Source organism: Arsenicibacter sp. R0_47, assembly GCF_057652235.1.
The window spans coordinates 1-13,125 of record NZ_JBYFCJ010000001.1 but is presented as its reverse complement, the minus strand read 5'-3'; the positions used below and the strand labels follow the sequence as shown (position 1 = coordinate 13,125).

14 protein-coding genes are annotated in these 13,125 nt (G+C 50.5%); 4 read left to right on the top strand and 10 right to left on the bottom strand.

What is annotated here, in order from left to right; genetic code table 11:
- Window positions 1–82 precede the first annotated feature (82 nt).
- The 7 genes from hisF to ettA form a co-directional block, all read right to left on the bottom strand.
- Window positions 83–943 carry an imidazole glycerol phosphate synthase subunit HisF gene (gene hisF, locus AC23NW_RS00070; protein WP_487446889.1) on the bottom strand — a complete coding sequence of 287 codons (861 nt, stop codon included), beginning with the start codon at window positions 941–943 and terminating at the stop codon, window positions 83–85.
- Between the two features lie 4 nt (window positions 944–947).
- A complete protein-coding gene (locus tag AC23NW_RS00065; RefSeq protein ID WP_487446887.1) occupies window positions 948–1,370 on the bottom strand; it encodes a GNAT family N-acetyltransferase in 423 nt (140 codons plus the stop codon).
- 11 nt (window positions 1,371–1,381) lie between these two features.
- Window positions 1,382–2,104 carry a 1-(5-phosphoribosyl)-5-[(5-phosphoribosylamino)methylideneamino]imidazole-4-carboxamide isomerase gene (hisA, locus tag AC23NW_RS00060; protein ID WP_487446886.1) on the bottom strand — a complete coding sequence of 241 codons (723 nt, stop codon included), beginning with the start codon at window positions 2,102–2,104 and terminating at the stop codon, window positions 1,382–1,384.
- Window positions 2,105–2,137: 33 nt separating this feature from the next.
- The gene (hisH, locus tag AC23NW_RS00055; RefSeq protein WP_487446884.1) at window positions 2,138–2,725 is read right to left on the bottom strand and encodes an imidazole glycerol phosphate synthase subunit HisH; all 588 of its coding nucleotides are present in this window, start codon (window positions 2,723–2,725) and stop codon (window positions 2,138–2,140) included.
- Between the two features lie 187 nt (window positions 2,726–2,912).
- Window positions 2,913–3,737 carry an aminotransferase class IV gene (locus AC23NW_RS00050; protein WP_487446883.1) on the bottom strand — a complete coding sequence of 275 codons (825 nt, stop codon included), beginning with the start codon at window positions 3,735–3,737 and terminating at the stop codon, window positions 2,913–2,915.
- A gap of 82 nt (window positions 3,738–3,819) precedes the next feature.
- A complete protein-coding gene (locus tag AC23NW_RS00045) occupies window positions 3,820–4,950 on the bottom strand; it encodes a sensor histidine kinase (RefSeq protein WP_487446882.1) in 1,131 nt (376 codons plus the stop codon).
- Between the two features lie 18 nt (window positions 4,951–4,968).
- A complete protein-coding gene (ettA, locus tag AC23NW_RS00040) occupies window positions 4,969–6,636 on the bottom strand; it encodes an energy-dependent translational throttle protein EttA (RefSeq protein WP_487446881.1) in 1,668 nt (555 codons plus the stop codon).
- Window positions 6,637–6,709: 73 nt separating this feature from the next.
- Between ettA and AC23NW_RS00035 the strand changes: the two genes are divergently transcribed.
- The 3 genes from AC23NW_RS00035 (at window position 6,710) to AC23NW_RS00025 (ending at window position 8,839) form a co-directional block, all read left to right on the top strand.
- Window positions 6,710–7,987, top strand: coding sequence for a DUF349 domain-containing protein (locus AC23NW_RS00035; RefSeq protein ID WP_293838355.1), 1,278 nt, complete (start codon window positions 6,710–6,712; stop codon window positions 7,985–7,987).
- A gap of 82 nt (window positions 7,988–8,069) precedes the next feature.
- Complete coding sequence (locus AC23NW_RS00030) at window positions 8,070–8,396, top strand: nucleotide pyrophosphohydrolase (protein ID WP_487446879.1); 327 nt, start codon at window positions 8,070–8,072, stop codon at window positions 8,394–8,396.
- 221 nt (window positions 8,397–8,617) lie between these two features.
- The gene (locus tag AC23NW_RS00025) at window positions 8,618–8,839 is read left to right on the top strand and encodes a DUF2795 domain-containing protein (RefSeq protein WP_009284883.1); all 222 of its coding nucleotides are present in this window, start codon (window positions 8,618–8,620) and stop codon (window positions 8,837–8,839) included.
- A gap of 38 nt (window positions 8,840–8,877) precedes the next feature.
- Here AC23NW_RS00025 and AC23NW_RS00020 read toward each other — a convergent pair whose 3' ends face one another.
- The gene (locus tag AC23NW_RS00020) at window positions 8,878–10,548 is read right to left on the bottom strand and encodes a glycerol-3-phosphate dehydrogenase/oxidase (RefSeq protein ID WP_487446877.1); all 1,671 of its coding nucleotides are present in this window, start codon (window positions 10,546–10,548) and stop codon (window positions 8,878–8,880) included.
- Window positions 10,545–11,021 carry a sterol desaturase family protein gene (locus AC23NW_RS00015; RefSeq protein WP_487446876.1) on the bottom strand — a complete coding sequence of 159 codons (477 nt, stop codon included), beginning with the start codon at window positions 11,019–11,021 and terminating at the stop codon, window positions 10,545–10,547. Before AC23NW_RS00015 ends, AC23NW_RS00020 begins: the two co-directional genes overlap by 4 nt.
- Window positions 11,022–11,262: 241 nt before the next feature.
- Here AC23NW_RS00015 and AC23NW_RS00010 point away from each other — a divergent pair, with 241 nt between their 5' ends.
- Window positions 11,263–11,913, top strand: a complete 651-nt coding sequence (locus AC23NW_RS00010; RefSeq protein ID WP_487446875.1) for an AlbA family DNA-binding domain-containing protein — start codon at window positions 11,263–11,265, stop codon at window positions 11,911–11,913.
- A 76-nt stretch (window positions 11,914–11,989) separates the two neighbouring features.
- Here AC23NW_RS00010 and AC23NW_RS00005 read toward each other — a convergent pair whose 3' ends face one another.
- On the bottom strand, window positions 11,990–13,072 hold the full coding sequence (locus AC23NW_RS00005) for a hypothetical protein (protein ID WP_487446874.1): 1,083 nt from the start codon (window positions 13,070–13,072) through the stop codon (window positions 11,990–11,992).
- Between the last annotated feature and the right edge of the window lie 53 nt (window positions 13,073–13,125).

Here is a 13,125-nt window from a genome sequence, read left to right as displayed (position 1 = left end):
AATATAGAAATTAATCGCTGTTTGGTAGGATAAAAATGGGAAATCTTTGTGCCGCCCGACAGGTCGGACGGCACAAAAGGCGTTACAGCGTCAGCCGCATCGGGATACCCTGCCGGTCCAGATACCCTTTCAGCTCCGGAATATCAATTTCCTTAAAGTGGAAAATGCTGGCTGCCAGTCCGGCATCGGCTTTGCCGGTTGTAAAGACATCCACAAAGTGGTCCATCGAGCCGGCACCGCCCGAAGCAATAACCGGAATATTGGCCGCTGCCGAGATGCGGGCCGTCAGGTCAAGGGCGAAACCGGCCTTGGTTCCGTCGGTATCCATCGACGTCAGCAGGATTTCACCGGCTCCGCGGTCTTCTACTTCTTTGGCCCACGCAATGGTGCGCAAAGCGGTGGGCTTCCGTCCGCCGTGCGTGTGCACGATGTGGTCGAAGAGCTGAGGGCTGAGGGCTGAGGGCGTAGCGTTAAGAGCTGAGAGCGCGGAGCCGGGAGCAGTTTCACCTTGCCCTAAGCCCTCTGCTCCCAGCTCTACACGGATATACCGGGTATCAATAGCGACAACAATACACTGACTGCCGAATTCGAGCGCCAGTTCGTTGATGAGATCAGGATTGCGGACGGCCGAGGAGTTGATCGATACCTTATCGGCACCGGCATTCAGCAGCGCCGATACGTCGGCTACCGACGAAATGCCGCCGCCGACCGTAAACGGAATATTCACCGCGTGGGCCACTTTCCGGACCAGATCAATCAGCGTCTTCCGCTCGTCGACGGTAGCGGTAATGTCCAGAAAAACCAGCTCATCGGCCCCTTGCTGCGCGTAGATGGCTCCCAGTTCGACGGGGTCACCGGCGTCACGCAGGTTTACGAAATTGGTACCTTTAACGGTTCGTCCGTCCTTTATATCCAGACAGGGAATGATTCGTTTCGTCAGCATGGGGTTAATATTTCTCGATCAGTTTACGTTGCATAAACCATTCGGGGTGATCTAATTCAGTAAAGCCGAACTGCGCATATAGTGTGTGGGCATCGCGCGTGGCCAGTACCCACCGGCGCAGCCCCTGTAGGGTCGGCCAGCTGGAAATGGTTTCCATCAGGTATTTTGAGAGGCCTTTACCGCGGTGTTCTGGAACGACGAAGACGTCAGACAGGTACGCAAACGTAGCCTCGTCGGTAATCACCCGGGCGTAACCAACCTGCTCATCACCATGATAGATGCCGAAGCACAAGGCACCCTGAATAGCCCGTTCGACAATATCCATCGGAATATTCTGCGCCCAATATGAATCCTGACTCAGAAACCGGTGAATCAGCGGGCGGTTCAGCCGTGATTTATCGGTACTGATTGTATACGCATTGTCCATCGCCTGCCAGATTAAGGGTTAGTGAACTGCATCAGTTGTTTCAACGTAACCCGGCCTTCGTAAATGGCTTTGCCAACGATAACCCCGAACAGGTTCATTTCCGCCAGCTTTTCGATGTCGTCCATATTGCTGACGCCACCGCTCGCAATAATTTGCAGGGCTTTGCCCCGTTCTTGTAGGTTTTTGTACAGATCGAACGACGGTCCCTGCAACAACCCGTCTTTGGCGACATCGGTACTGATCACGTAGCGGGCGCCTTTTTCCATCCACTGCTCCACAAAGTCGTACACCCAGACTTCGGTGGCCTCTTCCCAGCCGCTGACAGCAATTTTTTCGTTACGGGCATCGGCACCCAGAATGATGGCTTCGGCACCGTATTCTTTCAGCCACTGTTCAAACAGGTCGGGCTTTTTAACGGCGATGCTGCCACCGGTAACCTGTTTCGCGCCGCTGTTGAACACAATCCGCAGGTCGTCCTCAGACTGAACGCCGCCGCCGAAATCGATATGGAGCTTTGTTTTGGTAGCGATGGTTTCGAGCACTTTCCAGTTGATAACCCGCTTTTCCTTTGCCCCGTCGAGGTCGACCAGGTGCAGGCGGGTCAGACCGGCGTCTTCAAACTGTTGGGCCACTTCGAGGGGGCGGGCATTGTATTCTTTTTTCTGGTTGTAGTCGCCCTGCGTCAGCCGGACGGCTTTGCCTTCGATCAGGTCGATAGCCGGAATAATGTACATAATCGGTAGGCCGGAACGGTGTTCCGGACAGGGTTATAATTTCAGGAAGTTCTCTAAAATGCGCTGGCCGACGTTGCCGCTGATTTCGGCGTGAAACTGGGCGGCGTAAAAATTATCCTTCTGCAGCATAGCGCTGAACGGCCGGCCATAATCGCAGGTAGCCACGGTATCGTCACAGACATCGGCGCAGTAGCTGTGGACGAAATACATAAAGGCGCTTTCGGGCAGGCCTTCGGTAAGCGGTCCTTTCAGATCGTTGATGTTGTTCCAGCCGACATGCGGCACTTTCAGACCCAGATTGCCCGGAAATCGGCGTACATCTACGTCGAACACCCCCATGCAGGTCGTGTCGTTTTCTTCCGAATAGCGACACAGCAGCTGCATGCCCACACAGGTACCAAGCACCGGTTGTTTCAGCGACGGAATGAGCTGGTCGAGGCCCCGTGCCCGCAGATAGGCCATGGCCGTACTGGCCTCCCCGACACCGGGAAAGATGACTTTATCGGCCGAGCGGATGTCTGCCTCATCGTCGGTGAGCAGGTAGCTGGCCCCGATCCGGTCGAGGGCATACATCACCGACTGCACATTACCCGCATTGTATTTAATGATAACGGTTTTCATGAAAAAGCAAACGCCCGACTCTTCGGCAGAATCGGGCGTCGTGTTATATCGTGTTCGTAGTTAAATCTTCGGTTAACGACAAAAACAATCCGTCCTGCCTGCATTAGCATGCAAGATGACGATGATGACGGATTTTTTTGGAGATAAACATAGCGCAAAAGTATAGAGAACGAATTAAAAAGCCAAATTACCACTTGGCCACCAGCTCGTTGAACTGGCTCAGCAGCCAGGCCGATTTCGGGCCGGGCTTGCCGTCGGCTATTGTCAGGTCACCCACCTGAACAATCGGCAGCACCTTCTTGGTCGAACTGGTGGTAAAGGCCTCGTCAGCATCATATAATTCCGATAGCAGTACGGGGCGCTCTTCAATCTGAAAAGCAGTACGGGCCAGCTGCAATACCGTCCGGCGGGTAATTCCCCGCAGAATATGGCGGTCGGGTGTAATGAGCTTTTCGCCTTTTACAATAAAAAAGTTGCTACGGCTCAGCTCACTGATCTCACCATCCTTGCAGAACAACACATCCTGCGCACCAGCCGCCCGGATTTCGTCGGCCAGCAGAATCAGCCGCTTGTAATCAGTGCTTTTCACCTCGGCCATTTCGCGGACATACTCGTCCAGAATCACCCGGACACCATCTGCATACTGCTGCGGAGCCGTCGGGTGAATGTCCTCCGACATAATGAGCAGGTTCGGCTTGCGGATCGTGATACTATCGGGTGTATAGCCGCCGGTCATCACAAACCGGAGCGCCACATCCGGCTGACCGCTGCGTTCGATCAGGTCCATGACAATCTGATAGCCTTCTTCCTTCGTAACAGGCAAAGGCAGGTGCATGCGCATGGCAGAGTTGGCAAAGCGTTCCCAGTACCAGTCCCACTGAAACGGGCGGCCGTTGTACGTCAGAAAATAGTCGAATAGGCCGTAGCCGCGAAGCAGGCTCAGATCCGTTACCCCGACACCAATTTGATCGGCGGGGAGCACAGTGCCATTGAAATACCCAAAATGCGTCATTAGTCAGATCGTCAGGTTATCGGGGCAAAGATAATGCCTTACAAGGACAGACGGACTGATTTTAACGGGTAATCTGGCAGAACTATTCGCGGGAGGATGGCAGAAAGATGGTAAATGTGGTGCCCTGGTCTAAAATACTGTCGACCGTGATCGTGCCGCCGTGGTTCTCAACAACCCGCTTGCAGATGGCCAGTCCGATACCGGTACCCTTAAACTGGTTTGTGGCATTTAGCCGCTGGAACATTTTAAAGATCTGGTCTTTAAACCGGCTATCGAAGCCAATGCCGTTATCAATAACCTGGATTGTAAGGCCTGATTCCGACGATACGGCTGTAATCCGGATGACAGGCTGGTTGCCGGCAGGCTGAAACTTGAGGGCATTTGACAACAGATTCTGGAAAAGCTGCTGCAACTGAAAGCGGCTGCCCGTGATATCCGGCAACGGGTCTGAAACCACCTGTGCCTGTTTTTCCTGAATGATATCATCAAGATCGTTGATAACGTCATTGATGATATCGCTGAGGCTGACCGGCTCAAAGGGCTGACGGGCGTTATTCACCTGTGAATACGTCAGTAAATCTCTGATCAGTGCCTGCATCCGCCCTGTAGAGGTCTGCATCCGGTCAAGCAAATCCTTACCTGATTCGGTGAGATAGGCGGCCTGTTGTGTTTTTAGTAAATCACCAAAAGCCTGAATTTTACGAAGAGGTTCCTGCAGATCGTGAGAGGCAACGTAGGCAAACGATTCCAGTTCCTGATTCGTTTTTTTGAGTTCGATATTGGCAGCACTCAATTCGATTGACTGCTGCCGATATCGTTCCTCACTTTCCCGGAGGGCTTGCTCGGCCAGCCTGCGTTCCGTCAGATCGCGGGTGACTTTGGCAAAGCCTACATGCCGGTTATGCTGGTCAAACAGCGCCGTGATGACCACGTTTGCCCAGAAATGTGTACCATCTTTACGAACCCGCCACCCTTCTTCTTCATACTTTCCGGTCCGGATCGCATGTTCCAGTTCAAAGGGTGGTTTTCCGGAATCAAGGTCTTCCTGCGTATAGAAAACAGAAAAATGTTTTCCCAGAATTTCTGCTTCTTCATACCCATTGATCCGCCGCGCGCCTTCGTTCCAGCTGGAAATGAGCCCTGTCGGATCCAGCATAAAAATGCCGTAATCCTTTACACTGGCAATCAACAGCTGGAAGTCGACGTCGTTCATAAACATGGTACTGTCTGATTAACCGAGTTTTTTGTATTTGATGCGTTTCGGGGTTGCATCTGAACCGAGTCGTTTCCGGCGGTTTTCTTCGTATTCCGAGAAGTTTCCTTCAAACCAGTATACCTGCGAATCACCTTCGAATGCCAGGATGTGTGTAGCAATCCGGTCGAGGAACCAACGGTCGTGAGAGATAACTACCGCACAGCCCGCAAAGTTTTCCAGACCTTCTTCAAGGGCCCGCAGGGTGTTTACGTCAAGGTCGTTGGTTGGTTCATCAAGCAGCAGCAGGTTAGCGCCTTCTTTCAGCGTCATGGCCAGGTGTACGCGGTTGCGCTCCCCGCCCGACAGTGTACCGATTTTCTTTTCCTGATCGGCACCGGCAAAGTTAAACCGGCTGACATAAGCCCGGGCATTGGCCTGCTTGCCGCCGAGCATAATCCAGTCATTACCGCCTGAGATGGTCTCATAAACAGATTTAACCCCATCAAGGTTGTCGTGGCTCTGGTCAACGTAGGCCCACTGTACGGTTTCACCAACGTCGAAGGTGCCGGTATCCGGTTTTTCCTGACCGGTAATGAGGCGGAACAACGTTGTTTTACCAGCCCCGTTTGGCCCGATAATCCCGACGATTCCGCCCTGAGGCAGTGCGAAGTCAAGGTTTTCGAACAGGATCCGGTCGCCGAAGGCTTTCGACACGCCGTGGGCTTCGATGACCTTAGTGCCCAGACGCGGCCCCGCCGGAATAAAGATTTCGAGTTTTTCTTCCTTCTGACGCGTTTCTTCACTCATCAGTTTTTCGTAGGCACCCAGACGGGCCTTCGATTTAGCCTGACGCGCTTTCGGAGCCATGCGAACCCATTCCAGCTCGCGCTGTAAGGTTTTCTGACGCTTCGATTCCGATTTCTCTTCTTTGGCCAGCCGGTTTTGCTTCTGCTCCAGCCACGACGAGTAGTTACCTTTCCACGGGATACCTTCGCCCCGGTCAAGTTCCAGAATCCAGCCGGCTACGTTGTCCAGGAAATACCGGTCGTGGGTAACGGCGATAACCGTTCCTTTATACTGGCGCAGGTGTTCTTCCAGCCACAATACCGATTCGGCATCGAGGTGGTTGGTTGGTTCATCGAGCAGCAGTACGTCCGGTTCCTGCAACAGCAGGCGGCACAGCGCTACCCGGCGTTTTTCACCTCCCGAGAGGTTCGCGATGAGGGCGTCCGACGGCGGCGTCCGCAGGGCATCCATGGCGCGCTCCAGGCGTGTGTCCAGTTCCCAGGCGTTGTAGTGGTCCAGTTTCTCCTGTACCTCCGACTGACGGGCAATCAGCTTGTCAAAGTCCGCGTCAGGATCGCCGAATGCCTCGTTGATCTGATCGAATTCTTTTAATAAGTCAACGATTTGCTGTACCCCTTCTTCAACTACTTCCTTTACCGTTTTGGCCGGATCCAGCTGTGGCTCCTGTTCCAGCAAACCGACAGAGTATCCCGGAGAGAAAACGACCTCTCCGTTGTAATTTTTGTCGACACCGGCGATAATGCGCAGCAACGTGGACTTTCCGGAGCCATTCAGGCCCAAAACGCCGATTTTTGCGCCGTAAAAGAAGGAAAGGTATATATTCTTTAGGATTTGTCGGTTGGGCGGAATAATTTTACTGACACCCGCCATCGAAAATATAATGGTTTCTTGGCTCATTATTTGTACGTAATTTTGTGGTGGCAAATATCTATAAATAAACCCAATGCTCAGCCTTAACTGAGGTTAAATAATGGAAACCGCTTCATTGGTAGACGAATACGGTTACGTCAAAGACGGAAAGGTATTTTTAAAGGGCTACCTCGACTATCCAGACCGCCAGATTGGCGAAGTGAAACGAACTGAGCAGGAAGCGCTCGACTATTTTAAGAACCGCTTCATTATTGCTCAAAACAAGGTTAACCAATTAGAGCAGGAGATTGATGAGGCTCAGAACAAAGGCTCTTACCTGACTAAGTTGGTGCAACTTCGGAAAAAACTGATCGGCTTTGATGCCATCGGTGACTTTGTGCCGCTGCTTGAGCGGCTCGATGCGCAGGAGACGTATCTGACGGAACTCATCCGGACGAATCAGCTCAAGAATCTTGAGATCAAGCGGGCTCTGCTCGGCGAAACCGAGCCATTAGCAGCCAGCGACGACTGGAAAGATACGGCTGATAAGTTGCAGGACATTAAACAGAAATGGATCAAAACCGGCCCGGTCGATAAAGAACTGGATGCTGAGGTGGAAGGCCGTTTCCAGGAGTTGCTCGATAACTTCTTCCAGCGTCGCCGTGAATTCTTCAATGAGCAGAACAAGATTATTCAGGAACGTCTGGATCAGTATGACCATCTGATCCGGCTGGCTTTCCGGGCAAACCGGAATCAGGATATCGATGCTGCCTATCGGGAAGTCCGGCAATTGCAGAATGCCTGGAAGCTGATTGGCGAAGTACCTATCAAGAAAAGCGGTAAGCTGTACAAGCAGTTTAAGAAAGCTACAACGATGGTGTATACCCGCTACAATGATGCTAAGGGCATTGTTATTCAGAAACGGGTTGATCCGCGTATCGAAGCACAGACGCGCATGGTGGAAGAAGCGGAGCGTCTCGCAAAAGCAACCGACATCTTTGCCGCTGCCGAACGCGCGAAAGTGCTGCTCAATAGCTGGAAAGAAATCAAGATTCCGCCAAAGAATCAGGATCGTCAGCTGAACGAGCGTTTCCGGTCGTCTTGTGATAAGATTTTCGAGCTAAGCTACCTGGGCCGTGTTCTGTCACGGAAGTATCCTGCTTTCCAGCTGAAAAGTGTGGCTGAACAGCTCCGGACCAAAATCCGCGAAATGGAATACCTCGTCCGCCGTGAAAAAAGCGATCTGCAGTTTGCCCTTCAGGATGCCGAACATCTTGATCCGAATAAGCTGGAAGACAAACAGATTCTGAATAAAATAAATACGCAGAAACGTAAAATTGCTATGAAAGAAACCATTCTGGTGGAATTTCAGAAGGAATTAACCGATATGGGCTATTAATTAGCCGTTTTTCTTAAAGCATCAGGCGGCTCTTTCTCCGGAAAAGCCGCCTGTTTTTTTTCAGCAAGATCATCATTTACGCATGACAATTCGCGAATCACAGGAGATTGTTGACCACTGGATAAAAACGGTTGGCGTCCGCTATTTTAATGAGCTTACCAATATGGCTATCCTGACGGAGGAAGTTGGTGAATTAGCGCGCATAATAGCCCGTCGCTATGGCGAGCAGTCAGAGAAGGAATCAGATAAAAACCGCGATCTGGGCGACGAAATGGCCGATGTGCTGTGGGTGCTGATTTGTCTGGCCAACCAGACCGGCGTCGATTTAACGGACGCCTTTGCGAAAAATCTGGAAAAGAAAAACATCCGGGACAAAACCCGCCATCTGGACAACCCGAAATTGCAATAACAAAACCATTTTCAGCCGGTTATCTGTGTCTGCTATAAAAGTAAAAGGACAATAAAATAACATCTCATAAAAAGTGGCTAAACAATTCAGGTATAGCCTTGTTAATGGCGTTAAAAATAGTTTGATTGCATCATGCAAGATTTTTTAAAAAAAGAACTTGGATATGTAATTTTTTTTACTTTTGCAGCCTTATAAATTTAGAGACTAAACGAACAATTACTATGTACTGGACTCTTGAACTAGCATCGTACTTGGAAGACGCGCCGTGGCCGGCAACAAAAGATGAACTGATCGATTATTCAATCCGCTCAGGGGCCCCACTCGAAGTTGTTGAAAACCTGCAGGAACTCGAAGACGACGGACAACCTTACGAAAGCATTGAAGAAATTTGGCCTGATTATCCGACAAAAGACGACTTCTTCTTCAATGAAGATGAGTACTAGTCCAGCCAAAGTCACAGCAAAAGGCATAGCTTAACCGGCTATGCCTTTTCTTTTGTACGCAGTTGAACACCGGCCTGTCCGGCAAGTGCGAGAATGTCGTTTCTGAAGGCTTCTGCGGCCGTTTGCCGGTCTTCTGTTGTCCAGTTCAGATAAGCTCCCATCAGTTCGCTCACCGGTTGAATAGCCGTCAGTGTCGCCTGCCAGTCGACAAGCCCTAGCCTGATCCGCCGCATCAGCACATCCGCCGGCGTTTGGGCCATTTCCTCCTCCAGTGCATACATTACTTCTGCTTTGATAAACGGATGCCCTTCGGCAAGCGGTTGAGCATAGCCGGGCTGCGTTCCGGCGAGCCGGGCGATCACGGGCGCGTTGGTACCGTAAGTAAACAGGAGATGTTCTATCGTGTCGGCGGGCAGCTCCGCAAATTCACGGCGGAAAGCTGCCTGAAATTCCGGGGTAAATCCTTCGCCGCCAGTAACCGCCAGCGTTTCGGTTTTACCGGTCAGCGGACGTTCCAGATGCCGGCAGCAGGTATCTATGGTTTCTTCGGCCATAAGCCGGTAGGTGGTCCACTTGCCGCCCATGATACTGATCAGACCGGAGGTTTGGTCTACTTCAACCTCATGATCACGCACAACACTCCGGCTTTCGGTCGAGGCATTATCATGGTCTGGTTGCAGCAACGGACGAAGGCCGGCAAAGCCGCCGGTAATCTGATTCGTCGAGAGCGGGCTGATCAGGTACTGGTTCACGTGCTCAGTCAGGTAAGCCGCTTCTTCCGGCACCAGATGCGGGTTGTCTTCCGGAGCCGCTTCCGTGTCGGTGGTACCGATAAGGTAGTGTCCGCGCCACGGGATGGCAAACAGCACCCGCCCGTCAGATGTCGACGGCACCAGTAAGGCGGCCTGCGCCTTGCCAACGGCCGACATCGGCATGACTACGTGTGCACCTTTACTGGCACGCATGCGCAGTCCCTTTGACGGAGTGGCATCCTTGCGCAGTTCATCCGCCCTTGTACCGGTCGCATTGACAAAAACGGATGCACGGATCGTAAAGGTTTCGCCGGTCAGCGTATCCAGCACCTCAACAGCCGTTAGTTTACCGGCATCATCTTTCCGGAAACGGACCGCTTTCAGGTAATTGGCGACGGCAGCGCCCTGTTGCGCGGCTGTCTGCACAAGCGCGAGATTCAGTCGTGTATCATCAAACTGACCGTCGTAATACAGTACTGCACTATGCAGTCTGGATGGATTAAATGCCGGAAAGTGGGCAATTGCTTCCTGTTTGGATAACCAGCGGCTGGACTTCAGCTGGCGGTTTCCTGCCAGTAAATCATAAAGTTTCAGGCCGATGGAATAATACATGCCATCGAACCAGGTTTTGCAGGGGGTAAGCAGTGCCAGGGGGTGGGCCAGATGCGGGGCAATCTTCAGCAGCGTCATACGCTCATGAAGGGCCTTCCGGACCAGCGAAAGCTGTTTAGGGTCCAGCTTTTTAAAGGCTTGTTCCAGGTAGCGCACCCCGCCATGAACCAACTTGGTGGAGGTCCCCGACGTTACAGAACAAAAATCCCCCTGATCAATCAGGGCCGTTTTCAGGCCGCGCGAAGCCGCATCGAGCGCACAGCCCGCACCGGTTGCACCCGCACCGATTATACAAATGTCAAATGATTCTGAACGAAGACGGTTAAGGTGCTTTACGCGATTCATGATAAGGATTGATCGGCCTTGGCGGTTTTCACCGGCACATCATACCGCTTAGGCGCATATAAAAAGCCGAACGCCTGAGCGCCTTCTTTTGTATGCACTTTATGATGGATGTAGTGTGCCCGGATAATCCGCTTCATATACCGGCTTTGGAATTTGTGCTTTAATTTAACGCGTTGGTGGACAATAACATCGTGGAAAATGAAATAAAATGCCCCGTAAAGCGTCACACCGGCACCAAGCCAGGTCAGGTAATTCAGCGAGGGTACTTCGATACCGACAACAATCAGTGTGATGGCAACCGCACTGAAAACGACAGCAAATAAGTCGTTCCACTCAAAGAATCCTTTATGATGATTATGGTGATCCCGGTGCCAGCTCCAGAGCCAGCCGTGCATAATGTACTTATGCGTAAACCAGGCTACGCCTTCCATGAACAGAAATGTACCAATAACGAGAGCAACGTTTAGCAGCATTTTTGTGTTATTATTGTATAAAAGTACAATGATTTGGGTTGATACTGATTCGGGCAGCAACAGAAATAGCAGCAGCCGACAAACTAATAACTAATTGTGTTAGGGAAAAGTTAGCAAATGCTCCTTTTTCTGGTTTTGATGCTTTGACAATTACGGCATACAACCTTTATTTGGCTATTGCGTTAATAGGCTATAGCTTATTTATCTTTAATCAGTGCTCACACTATTTTGTAAGCCATCTATGGACTACCGGGCACTCAAGGATTTGGTTAGACATGGGGAGGGCAGCCAGCTGGAGTTTAAGCTCAAATCCAACCACCCCGAGAAGATTATTCGTGAAATGGTGGCCTTTGCCAATACGGAAGGTGGCATTCTGCTCATTGGCGTAGGCGATGATAAGTCAGTGCAAGGCCTTAAATATGCTGATGAGGATGAGTACCTGCTGGTACGGGCTCTCGAAAAATTTTGCTTCCCGGCGATCGCCTATACGCTGGAGCGCATCAGTATTCCCGGCGAACGGGAGGTGCTGATGTTCCGGGTGCCGCGCAGCCCGTCACGGCCTCACTACATTGTGCCTGACCCTCAGAAACCCGAAGAAAAAAAAGCCTATGTACGCGTCGATGATAAATCAGTGCAGGCCAGTAAAGAAGTACGCGAAATTCTGAAAGGTGAACGGGACGCCCGTAATATCCGGTTCAGTTACGGCGACAAGGAGCGCATGCTGATGAAGCATCTGGGGGAGCACGACCGGATAACGGTGGACCTGTTTGCTTCCGTTGCCGGTATTTCGCGCAAGATAGCCTCCCGGACCCTGGTGCTACTGGTGCTGGCCAACGTGCTGGAAGTTCACCCGAATGAAGTGATGGATTATTTTACCAGCCGGGCAGCGTAAGTATTTCATTCGCTGGTTACAATTGCGGGGCAGAGCAATCAGCACCGTTTTTTTGTGGAGCCACTCACAATATTACTTATGCTTCCTTAACATATTTTCTGAATGCCTTTACTAACTGAAACAACAAGTAGGCGGCTAGTGATTTAGAAATAAGGTCTATCAGGCGCGCCCAAGGAACATTCGGACTTATATTATTTTCACCAAATATGCCTTTGAATTCATGTAATGGATTAAATGTAAACTCCAAGTATGTAATAAAGTCATCGACATGTGGAAGATGGAATTTGATGCTCCATCCCAACAATAATTTAATCAGCAGATAGCTGACTCTTGTTGTTAATCCAAGCCACAATAAGGCAAGAAGCCAGTCTTGACCATGCTGATTTGACCATGCATTTGTATAAAGAATGAATCTTTCAGAGATGCTTTTCTTTTGGTTATTATCGGCTTTGTAGGCATCCATCTCTAAGGCTTCATACCTAAGCTCGTCAATCTTATTAGACTGCTTGTTGGCAGCCATTTTTAACTGCCTATATGCTTCCTGGACGCCTCTTAAATCGTAAGTATCAGACATAAAGCTACTTATGTCATCTGGGAATTTTGTATTGATCAGGGTAATTTCAGAGATATTACTTAGAGTAATCTCTGCTTTAGCGCGATCCATATATACGCTAGTGAGGTCTGTCTTGCCCAATACTGTTTCACGAATCAAGAAGTTCTTTTCAATTCGGACGTTATGCAATCTAATTTCGCCGCTATTCGTAAAGTCTGAAAAGCAGCCTGTGGCTGTCGTTGTATGTCGAATGGTTGTGTTACCATTATGGACTCCGCTGAACTTTAACGTGCCAATATTTGCCTGGCTTATCACCAAAGAACCTTTATTGGTTTGATTGTACGCATTTACGGCCAAGGAAGTAATATATACCTCTTTACTCTTGTCTCCTGCAACAGCGTCTTCGCTTTTACCTTTTACAATCATCTGCTCGTATTGGGCCTTGATGTCTATGCATACCGCAACATTTACACCTTCAATAATGCACTCCTTGAACGTTCCTTCCAGCGTAAGTTTTTTTATGTCACCACCTTTGATGACTACCTTACCAATTGTATTGCCTTTGTTACTTATCCGTAGCTCTGAGGTGGTCCGGTTTAGCGGCACACTGAACTTGCAAGTTTAGTATAATACTCCTGCTCAAACTGTTCAGGGCTTTT

Bases quoted from the DNA above. Each gene is read 5' to 3' on its own strand.
- hisF (WP_487446889.1), bottom strand. From the start codon at position 943: ATGCTGACGAAACGAATCATTCCCTGTCTGGATATAAAGGACGGACGA.
- AC23NW_RS00065 (WP_487446887.1), bottom strand. From the start codon at position 1,370: ATGGACAATGCGTATACAATCAGTACCGATAAATCACGGCTGAACCGC.
- hisA (WP_487446886.1), bottom strand. From the start codon at position 2,104: ATGTACATTATTCCGGCTATCGACCTGATCGAAGGCAAAGCCGTCCGG.
- hisH (WP_487446884.1), bottom strand. From the start codon at position 2,725: ATGAAAACCGTTATCATTAAATACAATGCGGGTAATGTGCAGTCGGTG.
- AC23NW_RS00050 (WP_487446883.1), bottom strand. From the start codon at position 3,737: ATGACGCATTTTGGGTATTTCAATGGCACTGTGCTCCCCGCCGATCAA.
- AC23NW_RS00045 (WP_487446882.1), bottom strand. From the start codon at position 4,950: ATGAACGACGTCGACTTCCAGCTGTTGATTGCCAGTGTAAAGGATTAC.
- ettA (WP_487446881.1), bottom strand. From the start codon at position 6,636: ATGAGCCAAGAAACCATTATATTTTCGATGGCGGGTGTCAGTAAAATT.
- AC23NW_RS00035 (WP_293838355.1), top strand. From the start codon at position 6,710: ATGGAAACCGCTTCATTGGTAGACGAATACGGTTACGTCAAAGACGGA.
- AC23NW_RS00030 (WP_487446879.1), top strand. From the start codon at position 8,070: ATGACAATTCGCGAATCACAGGAGATTGTTGACCACTGGATAAAAACG.
- AC23NW_RS00025 (WP_009284883.1), top strand. From the start codon at position 8,618: ATGTACTGGACTCTTGAACTAGCATCGTACTTGGAAGACGCGCCGTGG.
- AC23NW_RS00020 (WP_487446877.1), bottom strand. From the start codon at position 10,548: ATGAATCGCGTAAAGCACCTTAACCGTCTTCGTTCAGAATCATTTGAC.
- AC23NW_RS00015 (WP_487446876.1), bottom strand. From the start codon at position 11,021: ATGCTGCTAAACGTTGCTCTCGTTATTGGTACATTTCTGTTCATGGAA.
- AC23NW_RS00010 (WP_487446875.1), top strand. From the start codon at position 11,263: ATGGACTACCGGGCACTCAAGGATTTGGTTAGACATGGGGAGGGCAGC.